The sequence below is a fragment of the Paraburkholderia sp. PGU19 genome (assembly GCF_013426915.1).
Lineage (GTDB): Bacteria > Pseudomonadota > Gammaproteobacteria > Burkholderiales > Burkholderiaceae > Paraburkholderia.
Window position 1 is genome coordinate 1,931,384 of the sequence record NZ_AP023181.1, and the last position, 12,608, is coordinate 1,943,991.

The 12,608-nt window shown below is 62.3% G+C and carries 13 protein-coding genes and 1 pseudogene; 4 read left to right on the forward strand and 10 right to left on the reverse strand.

The features are described from left to right. The first annotated feature begins 55 nt into the window (after positions 1 to 55). Both H1204_RS38390 and H1204_RS38395 read left to right on the forward strand, forming a co-directional pair. Complete coding sequence (locus H1204_RS38390; protein ID WP_180733885.1) at positions 56 to 679, forward strand: glutathione S-transferase; 624 nt, start codon at positions 56 to 58, stop codon at positions 677 to 679. A 259-nt stretch (positions 680 to 938) separates the two neighbouring features. Beyond that, positions 939 to 2,396: a HAMP domain-containing sensor histidine kinase gene (locus H1204_RS38395; protein WP_180733886.1), complete on the forward strand. Its 1,458-nt coding sequence runs from the start codon at positions 939 to 941 to the stop codon at positions 2,394 to 2,396. Here the strand turns inward: H1204_RS38395 and H1204_RS38400 are convergent. Continuing rightward, positions 2,393 to 2,889: pseudogene (locus H1204_RS38400) on the reverse strand (thioesterase family protein). The gene H1204_RS38395 and the pseudogene H1204_RS38400 sit on opposite strands and share 4 nt — an antisense overlap. A gap of 202 nt (positions 2,890 to 3,091) precedes the next feature. On the opposite strand from H1204_RS38400, the gene H1204_RS38405 reads away from it, so the two are divergent. Continuing rightward, positions 3,092 to 3,544 (forward strand): CBS domain-containing protein, encoded by a 453-nt coding sequence (locus tag H1204_RS38405; protein ID WP_180733887.1) that lies wholly within the window; start codon positions 3,092 to 3,094, stop codon positions 3,542 to 3,544. A 7-nt stretch (positions 3,545 to 3,551) separates the two neighbouring features. Here H1204_RS38405 and H1204_RS38410 read toward each other — a convergent pair whose 3' ends face one another. Then, on the reverse strand, positions 3,552 to 3,953 hold the full coding sequence (locus H1204_RS38410) for a helix-turn-helix transcriptional regulator (RefSeq protein ID WP_180733888.1): 402 nt from the start codon (positions 3,951 to 3,953) through the stop codon (positions 3,552 to 3,554). 131 nt (positions 3,954 to 4,084) lie between these two features. On the opposite strand from H1204_RS38410, the gene H1204_RS38415 reads away from it, so the two are divergent. Then, the gene (locus tag H1204_RS38415) at positions 4,085 to 4,414 is read left to right on the forward strand and encodes a hypothetical protein (RefSeq protein WP_180733889.1); all 330 of its coding nucleotides are present in this window, start codon (positions 4,085 to 4,087) and stop codon (positions 4,412 to 4,414) included. Here the strand turns inward: H1204_RS38415 and H1204_RS38420 are convergent. From H1204_RS38420 to H1204_RS38455, 8 genes are all read right to left on the reverse strand, one after another. After that, entirely contained in the window at positions 4,387 to 6,681 is a 2,295-nt protein-coding gene (locus H1204_RS38420) for a sigma-54 dependent transcriptional regulator (protein ID WP_180733890.1), read from the reverse strand. The two genes, H1204_RS38415 and H1204_RS38420, sit on opposite strands and share 28 nt — an antisense overlap. Positions 6,682 to 6,850: 169 nt before the next feature. After that, positions 6,851 to 7,498 (reverse strand): glutathione S-transferase, encoded by a 648-nt coding sequence (locus H1204_RS38425; RefSeq protein WP_180733891.1) that lies wholly within the window; start codon positions 7,496 to 7,498, stop codon positions 6,851 to 6,853. An 88-nt stretch (positions 7,499 to 7,586) separates the two neighbouring features. Beyond that, a complete protein-coding gene (locus H1204_RS38430; RefSeq protein WP_180733892.1) occupies positions 7,587 to 8,333 on the reverse strand; it encodes an SDR family oxidoreductase in 747 nt (248 codons plus the stop codon). A 32-nt stretch (positions 8,334 to 8,365) separates the two neighbouring features. After that, the gene (locus H1204_RS38435; RefSeq protein ID WP_180733893.1) at positions 8,366 to 9,232 is read right to left on the reverse strand and encodes an alpha/beta hydrolase; all 867 of its coding nucleotides are present in this window, start codon (positions 9,230 to 9,232) and stop codon (positions 8,366 to 8,368) included. Positions 9,233 to 9,428: 196 nt separating this feature from the next. Then, positions 9,429 to 10,172, reverse strand: a complete 744-nt coding sequence (locus H1204_RS38440) for a glucose 1-dehydrogenase (protein ID WP_180733894.1) — start codon at positions 10,170 to 10,172, stop codon at positions 9,429 to 9,431. A 9-nt stretch (positions 10,173 to 10,181) separates the two neighbouring features. Further along, a complete protein-coding gene (locus tag H1204_RS38445) occupies positions 10,182 to 10,577 on the reverse strand; it encodes a DUF427 domain-containing protein (RefSeq protein ID WP_180733895.1) in 396 nt (131 codons plus the stop codon). 16 nt (positions 10,578 to 10,593) lie between these two features. Continuing rightward, a complete protein-coding gene (locus tag H1204_RS38450) occupies positions 10,594 to 11,727 on the reverse strand; it encodes an alkene reductase (RefSeq protein ID WP_180733896.1) in 1,134 nt (377 codons plus the stop codon). 56 nt (positions 11,728 to 11,783) lie between these two features. Beyond that, a complete protein-coding gene (locus tag H1204_RS38455) occupies positions 11,784 to 12,530 on the reverse strand; it encodes an SDR family oxidoreductase (RefSeq protein ID WP_180733897.1) in 747 nt (248 codons plus the stop codon). Positions 12,531 to 12,608 lie beyond the last annotated feature (78 nt).

Below are 12,608 nucleotides of genomic sequence, written 5' to 3' on the forward strand. Positions count from 1 at the left end.
AACCGCGCATTGCACTGAGCCTAGACTCATCGCACTCCAACCCCTTCACTTTCGCATGCTCAAGATCCTTGGAAAGGCGTCATCCATCAACGTTCGAAAGGTGCTGTGGACTTGCGCCGAACTCGATCTTCCGTTCGAGCGGGAGGATTGGGGAACCGGGTTCCGGTCCACGCAGACACTCGAGTTTCTCTCGTTGAACCCAAACGGTCTGGTGCCCGTCATCAAGGACGCTGACTTTGTTCTCTGGGAGTCGAACACCATCATCCGCTACCTCGCGTCGCGCTACGGCGGCGTACACCTCTATCCGGCAGATCCACTGATGCGCGCGCCCGTCGATCAATGGATGGATTGGCAGGCAACGGATCTCAACCGCTCGTGGAGCTACGCGTTTCTCGCCCTGGTCCGGCAGTCGGCTGCGCATCAGGCGGAGAAGGAAGTCGCGACGTCGATCGCCAGCTGGACGGCGCACATGCGCATCTTGGACGGACAGTTGCGGGCAACCGGCGCATTCGTTGCCGGAAAGCAGTTCTCGCTCGCTGACATTCCCGTGGGACTGTCGGTCAACCGCTGGTTCAGCACGCCTTTCGAACACACGCAATTCCCGGCCGTATCGGAGTACTTCGAGCGCCTGAGCGAACGTCCGGGCTTCGAAGCCTATTGCGCAAACGGGTTGCCATAACCGGCACGGATCAGGCGAGATGTTGCGCTAAAATCGTGGCACCGCCGGAACGAAAAATTGCCGGCGGTCTGGTACGAACACTGCTGCCAGTGCGACCGAGAACAACAACGCCGCTGTGCTGATGGGGAACGCGAGTCGCTTGACGACATTCAGGCAAACGTTGTCGGCCTGTTGGCTGAGCTTGCTGCATGAGCTTGCCGCAACCCGATCCGTCCAGCCTGCCGAGGAACAATCAGCGGCGAAACACACATAAGGCATTATGTATTCGACCTTGCCAGCGTTCGTATCCGCGCTGTTCCTGGGCTTCGGTGTCTACGTCCTGCTGACTGAAGGCGTGACGCGTCTGTCGACGCCATTTGCGCTGATGTGCATGGCGACCTTCGCGTGGCAGGGTACGTGGGCGTTCCTGTTTCAGGCCACAAGTCCCGAAACGGCCGGCATACTGGTCAAGGCGGGCTACTTCTTCATCCTGTTTCTGCCAACAACGTTCTATCACTTCGTGACCGAACTCGTCGAACGGCGCGACGAGCGGCCTCTGCTGATGGCGTCGTATGCGCTGTGCGTGATCCTCGCGGTGTTGCTGGTGACGAGCGACGAGGTGGTAGCCGGTTTCAGCGTTCATTTCTTCGGCGATTATCCGCGTGCAGGGCGACTGCACCCGGTGCACGTGATGCAGACCGTTTTGCTCGCCGCTCGCAGCGGATGGCTGCTGATCGTATCGAGGCGTCAGGCGCGTGCCCGTCATAGACGGCGCCTGTTGGGTCTCTGTCTCGTGAGCCTGTGCCTCTATTCTTTAGCGGCGAGCGACTATGCCGTCAATTACGGCTATGTGTTCTATCCGCCCGGTGTCATTTTCATTGCCGTCAGTCTGGGCATTCTGGCCATCACCATTGTCCGGCACGGCTTGATGCGGCAGTACTTTCTCGCCGCGACGGTCGCGCAAGAGGTCGCGATGCCGCTCGAAGTCATCGGCATGCACGCCGATGAACTCGGCAACGCGCTGCCGGAGTTGCTGCGGGGATATCAGCTTGCCGTGCGGCACCAGTTGCTCGTCAACGGGCTTTATCCGGGCCAATCCGAGCGACTGCCAACCCTTACCCGCGCGATTCGCCGTCAGATCGACAGCACGAGTACGGTTGTCGAGATGTCGCTGGCGTCGTTCACACTGGACCGGCTCGATCGCCGGAGCTTCGGCCCACAGTCGATCAGGCATTGCGTCGAATCGGCGCTGGACCGCTATCCGTTCTTGCCTGGCGAGCGCGGTCGCGTCTCGGTTCTCCCGATCGACCCGCAGTTGCGTTTCTCCGGCACGGATTCACTGTTCGTGTTCGTCATCTTCAACCTGCTGAAAAACGCGTTGTACGCGATCGAGTCGAGCGGCTCGGGCAGCATCACGATCAGCGCGGGGCGCGACGGCGGCTTTTGCGTCGTCCATTTCAACGATACCGGTCCGGGTATCGCGGCCGACGTGCTGCCGCATATCTTCGATCCGTTCTATTCGACCAAGCCGCATGGACACGCGGGCGGCATGGGACTCGATTTCTGCCGGCGAGTGTGCGACGCGTTCGGCGGCACGATCTCGTGTGCATCGACACCGGGCGTGCTGACCACGTTCACGCTCCGATTGCCGGAGCCGGGTTCGGCGGCGGACCGCGCAATACACGATCCGCCGGCACGGGCCCGGCGCTCGCGCGCCGGGCAGGGTGGAATCAATTAGTTCGTGACGGACGGCAGGATCACTTCATATTCCTTGACCCGCTCGATGATTCCTTCCGGGAAACGCCGGATCCGCTTGTCCATTCCGGCAAACAGAATCTGCTGATATCCGTGCGACACGGGCCGTCCGTCCACGCAGAAACGGAACAGCAGATACGCCGAACATTGCCGGACCTGGAATGTGTTCAGGTAGCAGTCGACGCGCTGAAACGGAAACGTCTCCTGCACGTATTCCTGATGCGCGCGTTTCGTGACAAAGGTGCCCCTGCGGCCAGCAGATTGTTGTGAATGCACTCATGGAACCAGCGTTCCCGACAGACGCCCTGCCACTCGAAGTATCGGGCGAAATACGTATTCATGAAGGCATTGGAATCCTTGAGGTAGATGTCGATGACATGGTGAAAGGTTTTCTGGGGCGCTCCCTCCAGGTTATCGGCGGACAATAGTTCGGAAGTACGCGACAGAACTTGAGGGATGGCTTCGCGAGTCAACATGCATTGCTCCTTGGGATGCCGCAGGCGGCGGCCACGCATTCCTCCTGCATGAAGGAACGCCCCAATTCTGGCCCCTCGACTGGAGTTTCCCTTTCGGCTGCCGTTATTCGACTAGTGGGACGGTGAACCGGCGACAGTCGACTGGAGCGGGCGCGCGGTTCCATGCCGCATCCGTTTCCCCGCAATAACAGAGAGTTCAACGATGAAAGTAGAAGATCTGATGACGAAGCGCGTCGTAACGGTCGGTTTCGACGACACGCTCGAAACCGTCAAGGACATATTCGAGCAATCCGGGTTTCATCACCTGCTCGTCGTTGAAGATCGGGAACTGCAAGGCGTGGTGTCCGACCGCGATCTGTTGCGTGCGTTGAGTCCGTTTATCGACAGCGTGGTCGAAACCCAGCGCGATGTCGGCACGCTGAGCCGGCGCGTGCATCAGATCATGAGCCGCAAGCCCATTACCCTGCGCCCGGACGCCGACGTGAGCGAGGCCATCCAGTTGTTTCTGGCGCATCCCATCTCTTGTATTCCGATTGTCGACGGCGGGTCGAGGCCGGTGGGAATCGTCAGCTGGCGCGATGTTCTGAAGGTCTGTGCGGAGATGCTGAAGTCGCCCGTCGATGAAGGCGGCGTCGAGCCGGAAGCGCGCGCCTAGCCTTAATTCATTTGCCAGCCAGAGCGCGATATTCCTGCGGCGCCATTCCATAAGCGCGCCGGAATGCACGCGTAAAGACGGACGCGCTTTTGAAGCCCAGTCCGAAGGCAATCTCCAGCACCAGCGCGTGCGGATAGCGGATGAGGTCATCGGCTGCATGGCGCAGCCTGAGATCGCGGATGTAGGCGCCGAGGCCGCCCTCGTGCTGAAACAGGCGATACAACGTCGAGCGCGGAAGCTGTAGCGCGCTCAGGACGCTTTCGGGCGAGAGTTGATCGTCGCACAGATGCGCGTCGACATAGCGATGCACGCGCTTGACCATGGCGGCTTGTGATTCCGTGCAGGTGTCGTCGCGCGCCAGGCGTCGCGGCACGTAGCAAACGTCAAATGTGATAGCGCAGTGGTCCATGCGGGATTGTTCTTTGCCGGAGCGCGTCCGGAAGCTTCGGGGTGAGCGACGCGCTTCTCTCTGGAAGTCATCTGTCGCCACCTGCATCTACGACTACAACAACAGCACGGCCCTATCGATTGGGTGCTCGGATGCTGGAAATCAGCCCACCTTTTCAGCAAGCGTTGTGCCATTCAGCCAAAGCCAATGGCAGCGGGAAAACCCCGGTGCTCGATGCGAAGGAATGGACGATTTCGACCGTCGATCGAAATGAATATGGACGATTTCGGCCAGTTCGCGATCGCGGCCAAGGTGATGTGCCGATATCGTCCATGCGCAAGACGAGCCGGCAGGCGAGCGCCGTCGACCGGACGAAGCCGTCCGGCAGCGTGGGGAAGAAAAGGAGTCCGGCGGCGCCGCGCCGGATGGAAGCGCAGACGCCGCAGCGCGCCGGTTACGCGTTGCCGAGAGATACCTCGTGACGCAGTTCGGAAAGCAACGCCACCGCGTTGGCAATCCGGCTGGTCCGGTCGGTGGGCAACGCACGCAATCCGCGTTCGAGTGTATCGATCGCCTCCGCGCGGCGTTCCGTCGATCGAAGCAGGTCCGCAAGATAGCGCGCGGCGTCCACGCGCGCCGGCACGGAACCGAACGCGAGCGCCGTCGAAAGCGCGGTGCGCAGACCCTGTTCCGCAGCCGTCAGATCGCCGAGCGCCCACTGCGCCCGCGCCCGCGTGACCAGCAGTTCGCCGAGATACACGCGTTCCTGGCGGGCAAGCGTTTCGTCGACGGCGCCAGCGAGCATCGCCTCGCAGGTTTGCGCACGGCCCGCCCGCAGCAGCAGTTCGCCGTGCTGCCACGCCATGAACGAATAGAACAGCGCGCCGCCATTGCAGACGACGTGATTGTCGAAACCGTCGAGCATGATGGTTTCCGCTTCGTCCGAATGACCGAGCGTGCTGAGATGAGAGGCGCGCAGTATCTGACCTACGCCACGATAGAACGCGAAGCCGTTCGCGATCGACACCGATTCGAGCTCGCTAGACAGACTCCCGAGCCGATCCGTGTCATCGAACAGACACGCGAGCCACGAAGCGCCCTGCAGGTTGACGGCATGCGCAAACGCATGCGGACCGGGTTCCGATGAACGCAGGATCAGCATTTCCATCGCGCGCCGCGCCTGCGCGAATGCACCGATCTGATACGCGGCGAGGCCTTCGAAGGTCAGCGCCAGACTGGCGAGGTCGATTCCCTGCGAGCCAGTACGTGTGTCGTTGCGCCCCACGCCGAGCAGATCGCCGCGTGCGAGACATGCCAGCGCTTCCTCGCTGTCGCCGAGCCAGAAGAGCGTGTTGGTCATCGCGACGTGGGCTTCGTCGAGCGAAACACGATCACGGCTGTTCTGCGCACGTTGCAGCATGTCCTGCGCGGTGGCGCGCGCCTGCTTGAGTTGCAGCGTCGTCAATTGCGTCGTCCAGACGCCGAACTGGATCGCGGCGATTTCCGCCGGTTCGCAGATGCCTTCGCCGATCGACAGCGCGGCCCCATAGCACGCGGTCGCTTCCGCATAGAGCCAGCCGTGCACGCTGCGCAGGCTCATGCCGAGCAGCCGGTAAGCGTCGAACTGCAGACGGCGCACCCCGTCCTGATCGGGATTGGGCTGCAGCACGTCTAGGCAGCGGCGCAAAGAGGGAATGGCTTCGGCGAAGCGCGACGCTTCGATCAGCGCAGTCGCATGTTCGAGACACTTGCGGGCCTCGCGGTGATGCTCCTCACGCGATTTCAGACGCCGCTCGATAGTCTTGCGTCCGACGCCGAGCAAACTGGCGGCGGCGCTCTTGTTGCCCGCCGTCCGTTCGAGCGCGCGGTCGATCAGCAGATCTTCGGCGGCGGCCAGTTTGTCGCGTCCGTCGAGTTGCAGCAGCATGTCGGCGAGGCTCGCCCGCGAGACGGGACCGGAGGCTTCGTTGGCGAGAAACGGTTCGAGCGTGTCAACGTCGATCAGGGTATTTTCGGCCAGCACGCTCAACTGGCTGATCAGATTGCGCAACTGCCGGATGTGACCGGGCCACGCGTGCTGGCTGAGCCGCCGCACGGCAGCGGGAGAAAACTCCAGATGCCGTGCCTGCTGCGAAGCGAAATGCGCAACGAGCGCGGGGATGTCCTCGACGCGCTGTTCGAGTCCGGGCACGGCGAGCACGAAGACCGCGAGCCGGTAGAACAGATCTTCCCGGAAACGACCTTCGCGCGAGAGTTCGCGCAGGTCGCGGTGAGTCGCCGCGACCACGCGCCCTTCGAAACGCAGATTGGTCGAAGAACCAATCGGACGGAAGGTGCGCGTTTCGAGCACACGCAACAGTTTCGGCTGAAGGGCGAGCGGCAACTCGCCGATTTCATCGAGCAGCAGCGTACCTTTGCCGACCTGCTGAAAGAGTCCCTGACGGTTTTCCGCTGCGCCCGTGAATGCGCCTTTCACATGCCCGAATAGTTCTGCTTCGACGAGATGCTCGGGAATCGCGCCGCAGTTCACGTCGACGAACGGCTGGTCGTGACGCGCGCTGCGCATGTGCACACGGCGCGCAACCAGTTCCTTGCCTGAACCGGTCGGCCCGAAAATGAGCAAGGCGTGATCGGTCGGTGCAACGCGATCGATCAGGCGGACCAGTTGGCGAAATGCAGGCGCGGCGCCGATGAACCCGCCGGAATTCGTCTTGTTTTGGGCGAACGGGATGATCGGGGAAGAACTCATTGGCAACTGGGCTCCAGATAAATCCGCGCATGGGGTGCCGGGACCGTCCGCGGCGAAGATGGAAGTATGACGGGTTGTCGGGGATCGGGTGCTTTTGAAATTAAACGGTATGGCGGTGCCTGAAACTCAGGCACCGCCATTACGAGCCGAAAAGTACTTGCGCAGTTCTCTAAGCCTTCGAAGAAGGACGTGTCGACACCTTGTCGTACCACGCCTGCAGCGCGTCGAATTCTGCGGGAATGTTCATCTTCATGCCGCCTGCCGCAAAGTCGATAGTCACCAGCGTCGTGATGTCGGCCGCCGAGAATTCGTCACCCGCGACGAACGGCACTTGCTTGAGACGATCGTTGAAGTCGGCAAAGAAATTGGCCACACGCAGCTGGCTGCGTTCGACGATCTCAGGAATCTGTTCGTAAGCATGCGGACCTGACAACGCGCGACCTTTCAGGCCGGCCACGGCATTGCGCACACCTTCCATCACCGCCGCAAATCCGTCGAGTTCGGCGCGCCGTTCCCACATTGCAATCAGCGCTTTCTGTTGTGGTGTCGTGCCCAGCAAAGCGGGCTTCGCAGGATACGCTTCTTCGACGTAGCGCCAGATTGCCGGGACTTCACCAATGGTCGTGCCGTCCTGCAGAACGAGTGCAGGAACCTGACGGCGAGGATTGATCGCTACATATGCGGCGGAGAATTGCTCTTTCTCGCCAAGGTTCACTGCTTTAACCGGGATCTCGATGCCCTTCTCGGCAAGAAAAATGCGCACACGGCGAGAGTTCGGAGAAGCCTTTGATTCGTAAAGCGTGAGTTCGGTATTCATGTTTTATTCCAGTTCGATAGAAAGTGTTGGGCTCGCTCGCGAAGGCTCCAGCGCGAAAGGCGAGCGTCCTGGTGGCATCTCAACGCGATCAGAGCTTCGATCCGCCGTCGACACGCAGCGTGTCGCCTGTGATCCAGCGTGCTTCGTCGGAGGCGAGGAACACAGCGGCGCCCGCGATATCGTCAGGCTGCGCGACGCGCTTGAGCGCCTGCATGCCCAGCGTGAAGTCGCGGCCGGCGTCCGTCCTCGCGAAGTTCGACATATCCGTTTCGACGACACCCGGCGCGATCGCGTTGACGCGAATGCCGCGTTCGCCGAGCGCGGACGCGAAGTGATGCACGAGCGTATCGACAGCGCCTTTGGTTGCGGCGTACGCGGACAGGTTGTTGACGGACGCGCGCGCCGCAAGCGACGACAGCAACACGATGCTGCTGCCTTCGCCGAGCACGGGCAGCAACTGCTGCACGAGGAAGAACGGCGCGCGCACGTTGACGGCGAACAGGTCGTCGAAATCTTCGACGGTCGTTTCTTCGATCGGCGCAGCCTTCGAAATGCCAGCATTCGCGACGAGGATGTCGAGACGCTCGCCCGTCAGCGACCGTACACGCTTCGCGAGTTCGTGCGGCCCGTTCGCGTCGCGCAGATCGGCGGCGACCTTGTCGGCCTGTCCACCTGCCGCGCGGATCGCTTCGACGACGGCGTCGGCGGCCTGCTCGGCGCTACTGTAGTGGACCAGCACGCGCGCGCCTGCTTGTGCGAGCGCGATGGCCGTGGCGCGGCCGATGCCGCGGGATGCGCCCGTTACGAGCGCGGTCTTGCCTGTCAGGTTGTTCATGATGAGATTCCGTTGAATGTGATAAGGGCGTGTTATGCGTTGCGTGCGTCAGCTTCCGAGAGAAACTGATCGACGTGTGCGACGAAGCGTTCGGGGTACTGGTACAGCGAGCCGTGGTTGGCGTCCGGATAGATGATCAGTTGAGCGTTCGGGATGTGCTGCTGCAAGATCCACGAGTTGATCGAATAGATGATCACGTCGTTGTCGCCGTTGACGACGAGCGTGGGCTGCCTGAGCGCGTCGAGATAGTCATACGGGTTCTCGCGCGGCGCGCCCCACTTCGCGAGCGCGGCGAGTTGCGCGGGTGCGACCTTGTCGTTGGCTTCGGGGTCGCGGTTCTCCGTGCGCTGACGGAAGCGCTCGACGAAGCCACGACCTGCTGCCTGGCTCGCTTCGGACGGTGCAAAGTGCACGCGCAGCCACAAGTCATCAGGCTGCGCATACGATGCGCCGAAAATCTCCTGCGCTTCGGGCGTGAGCGACACCATGCCTTCGCCGCTGCGCGGACCGGTGCCGACGAGGATCACCTTGCGCACCAGTTGCGGCTTCGTGATCGCGAGTTGCTGTGCGATCAGGCCGCCCATCGAAAAGCCGAGCACGTCGACCTGTTTCAGCCCGAGCGCTTCGACGAACGCAGCGGCATTGGCGGCCATTTCTTCGATCGACTCTGGTACGGCGCCCGAGCTGCTGGAAATCCCGGCGTTGTTGAACAGGATCACTTCGCGGTTTTGCGCGAGGCCATCGGTGACGGCGGGGTCCCAATGGTCCATCGTGCCCGTGAAGTGAATGTTCATGACGAGCGGCACGCCGTTCGGCGTGCCAAAGCGGCGATATGCGAAGCGGACGCCGTTAGCTTCGACGAACTGGGTCGGCGCGGTTTGATGAGTATGGCGGGTCATGGCGGTTGTCCTTTGAGAAATCCGTTGCAGTTCATTGCGGCGTGATATAGCTAAAACGTATGGGCTATCTCTTGTGCGCAGCGGCTGGCCCGTCCGTCTGTGCTTCGTGTATCGCCGTCCTGTAACGTAATGTAGGTGCGTCGAACTCTTTATAAAAAGACTTTGTAGGCTGTGCGGCATGCCTGAAAAGCATGGCTCAGGTCGCTGTCCGGCCGCCATTCACGCGTAGCACCTCGCCCGTCATGAATCCGGCCGATGCAACGTAGACGATCGCCTCGGCGATTTCGTCCGGAGTGCCGGCGCGCTTGAGCGGCACGGTGTCGAGAAACGCGGCCTTGCGCTCGGATGTCTGCGTGAGACGGTCGAGCATCTGCGTTTGCACGGGCCCCGGCGCGACGGCGTTGACGCGTACGCCAAACGCAGCGGCTTCGAGGGCCGCCGATTTCGTCAGGCCTTCAACGGCATGCTTGCTCGCGACATAAAGCGATGCGCCCGCCGCGCCGCGCGCGCCCATCGTCGATGACACGTTGACGATGCTGCCGCTGCGTTGCGCCGACATCGCGCGCAACTGGTGCTTCATCGCGAGCAGGGTGCCGAGCACGTTCGCGTCGAACACGGCGCTATAGCGCTCGACTGTCTGTTCGACAACGGGCGCGGATTCTCCTTCCGTGCCTGCCGCGTTCACGGCGATATCGAGTTTTCCGAAGCGCGCAAGCGTGCGCTCGACGAGCGCCTGCACGTCGTCTTCCACGCGTACATCGGCGGCGATGAATTCTGCTTCTGCGCCGAGCGAGCGGAGCGTGTCGGCGAGCGCATGGCCCTCGTCTGCGCGCCGTCCTGAGATCACGATGCGTGCCTTCGTGTGTGCAAAGGCGAGGGCGGTCGCGCGTCCGATGCCGCTCAGCGCGCCTGTCACGAGTACGACTGTTTGTTCGTTCATGTCGATTCCTTATTCACGTTCTTCGATCGAATCGACGCGGTCGCTGTAGAACGCGAGGTGCTCGCGAATCGGCTCGACAGCGGGATACGGCGACTCGTAAGTCCAGATCGCGTTGACCGCGCGCTCGCCACCCGACGGGATCGAAAAGTACGCGGCGTCGCCCTTATATGGGCAGTACGTCGAATGCTCCGTGCGTTCGAGCAGCGCGATGTCGACATCCTTTCTCGGGATGTAGAACACGGGCGGATAGTGCGCTTCGCGCAGCGTCAGCGCGTTGCGTGTGTCGGCGATGATGCGGCCCGCGACCGTGACGACGACGCGCGAAGGGTTGCGTTCGATGGTGATGGGGTGATCGGGACCGGGAATCTTCACGGTCTTTGTATTCGGCGTGTTGTTGCTGGACATGGTTTAGCTCCTTGAGTCAGACGGTTTCATCGCTCGATGCTTCGGCGGTGGTGTCGTCGTATGCGGGAAAGTCGGTGTACGCGCGTTCGCCGCCGCCCCAGAACGCGTCGCGTTGGTAAGGCGTGAGTGGCAGGTCGCGTCGCAGGCGCTCGGGCAAATCCGGATTCGACGAGAACCAGCGGCCGAACGCGACGAGATCGGCGTCGCCGCGTTGCAGGATCTGCTCGGCGCCCGTGCGGTCGAAGCCGCCCGCCGCGATGATCGGACCGTTGAATATCTTGCGCAGGAACGACGACGCGACAGGGACCTGACCTTCGACGAGCGTTTCCGTGCCGATCACACGCGGTTCGATCACGTGCAGATACGCGAGGCCATATGCATTGAGCCGTTCGGCGAAATAACCGAAGGTTGCTTCGGGGTTGCTGTCGGAGATCGCGCCCCAACGGCCGCTCGGCGACACGCGCACGCCGACGCGGTCCGCGCCCCACACGGACGCGAATGCGTCGACGAGTTCGAGCGAGAAGCGCGTGCGCTTTTCGATCGTGCCGCCATAGGCGTCGGAGCGCTTGTTCGTGCCGTCCTGAAGGAAGGTGTCCGCGAGGTAGCCGTTCGCGTTGTGCAATTCGACGCCGTCGAAACCGGCTGCTTTCGCGCGCTCTGCTGCACGTCTGAACGATTCGACGATGGCAGGAATCTCGTTGGTTTCCAGCGCGCGATGCGGCGAGTTGGGCACCCAGCCGTTTTGCGTGAACACGGTCGTCTCGTACGGCACGACAGACGGCGCGATGGGCGCGTTGCCCCAGCTCAGATCGACGTGCGACTGGCGCCCGTCGTGCGCGATCTGCATGAAGATGTGCGCGCCGCTCGCGTGAACGGCGTCGGTGATCTTCTGCCAGGCTTCGATATGTTCGTCGGTATAGATGCCGGGCGCGCCGAGATAGCCACGGCTGTCGTAGGAAGGATGCGCGCTTTCCGTGATCAGCAGGCCGCCTTGCGATGCGCGCTGCCGGTAGTACTCGACCATCATCGCGCTGGGGCTGTCGTCGGATTCGGAACGCAGACGCGTCATCGGCGCATGCACGATGCGGTGTGACAGTTGTATGGGGCCTACGCTTGTCGACGAGAACAGTTTCAGATTCTTGCCAGTCACTTTGGATGCCTTATCAATGGGTGTGAATCGAATGCGTTGAATTTGCTGCATGCCTGTCAGAGCTTCGATCCGCCGTCGACGCGCAGCGTGTCGCCCGTGATCCAGTTCGCCTTGTCGGAAGCAAGGAATGTCACGGCGCCGGCGATGTCGTCGGGCTGCGCGACGCGCTTCAGCGCCTGCAGACTCAGCGTGTAGTCGCGGCCTGCATCGGTTGTCGCGAAGCTCGACATGTCGGTTGCGACGACGCCGGGCGCGATGGCATTCACGCGCACGCCGCGCTCGCCGAGCGCCGATGCGAAGTGCCGCACGAGCGTATCGACGGCACCCTTCGTTGCGGCGTAGGCAGCCAGTTCGCCAACCGATGCACGTGCCGCCAGCGACGACAGCAGTACGACGCTGCTGCCTTTGCACAGCATCGGCAGGAGTTGCTGGACGAGGAAGAACGGCGCGCGCACGTTGACGGCAAAGAGTTCGTCGAAATCTTCGACCGTCGTGTCTTCGATGCTTGCAGCCTTGGCGATGCCCGCGTTTGAGACGAGCACGTCGAGCCGTCCGCCGACGATGGCGCGCACGCGTTGGGCGAGCATACGGGGACCGTCGGCGGCACGCAGGTCGGCGGCGATTTTCTGCGCGTGGCCGCCGGCGGCGACGATCCCGGCGACGGTCGAGTCGGCGGCGGCTTCATTGCTGCTGTAATGCACGAGCACCTGCGCGCCGGCGCGGCCGAGCGCAAGCGCGATGGCGCGGCCAATGCCGCGGGATGCGCCCGTGACAAGCGCGGTTTTTCCAGCGAGGTCGTTCATGGCAAAGCTCCGGTGAGTTGATCGGCGAGACCGTCCAGCAATAACAGGCAGGCATGGCTACAAAACTGTCCTGCCAGC

Excerpts from the sequence above, each read along its gene's own strand:
- H1204_RS38430 (WP_180733892.1), bottom strand. The coding sequence starts at position 8,333 with ATGAACAACCTGACAGGCAAGACCGCGCTCGTAACGGGCGCATCCCGC.
- H1204_RS38435 (WP_180733893.1), bottom strand. The coding sequence starts at position 9,232 with ATGACCCGCCATACTCATCAAACCGCGCCGACCCAGTTCGTCGAAGCT.
- H1204_RS38425 (WP_180733891.1), bottom strand. The coding sequence starts at position 7,498 with ATGAATACCGAACTCACGCTTTACGAATCAAAGGCTTCTCCGAACTCT.
- H1204_RS38390 (WP_180733885.1), top strand. The coding sequence starts at position 56 with ATGCTCAAGATCCTTGGAAAGGCGTCATCCATCAACGTTCGAAAGGTG.
- H1204_RS38445 (WP_180733895.1), bottom strand. The coding sequence starts at position 10,577 with ATGTCCAGCAACAACACGCCGAATACAAAGACCGTGAAGATTCCCGGT.
- H1204_RS38440 (WP_180733894.1), bottom strand. The coding sequence starts at position 10,172 with ATGAACGAACAAACAGTCGTACTCGTGACAGGCGCGCTGAGCGGCATC.
- H1204_RS38415 (WP_180733889.1), top strand. The coding sequence starts at position 4,085 with ATGCTGGAAATCAGCCCACCTTTTCAGCAAGCGTTGTGCCATTCAGCC.
- H1204_RS38395 (WP_180733886.1), top strand. The coding sequence starts at position 939 with ATGTATTCGACCTTGCCAGCGTTCGTATCCGCGCTGTTCCTGGGCTTC.
- H1204_RS38410 (WP_180733888.1), bottom strand. The coding sequence starts at position 3,953 with ATGGACCACTGCGCTATCACATTTGACGTTTGCTACGTGCCGCGACGC.
- H1204_RS38455 (WP_180733897.1), bottom strand. The coding sequence starts at position 12,530 with ATGAACGACCTCGCTGGAAAAACCGCGCTTGTCACGGGCGCATCCCGC.
- H1204_RS38405 (WP_180733887.1), top strand. The coding sequence starts at position 3,092 with ATGAAAGTAGAAGATCTGATGACGAAGCGCGTCGTAACGGTCGGTTTC.
- H1204_RS38420 (WP_180733890.1), bottom strand. The coding sequence starts at position 6,681 with ATGAGTTCTTCCCCGATCATCCCGTTCGCCCAAAACAAGACGAATTCC.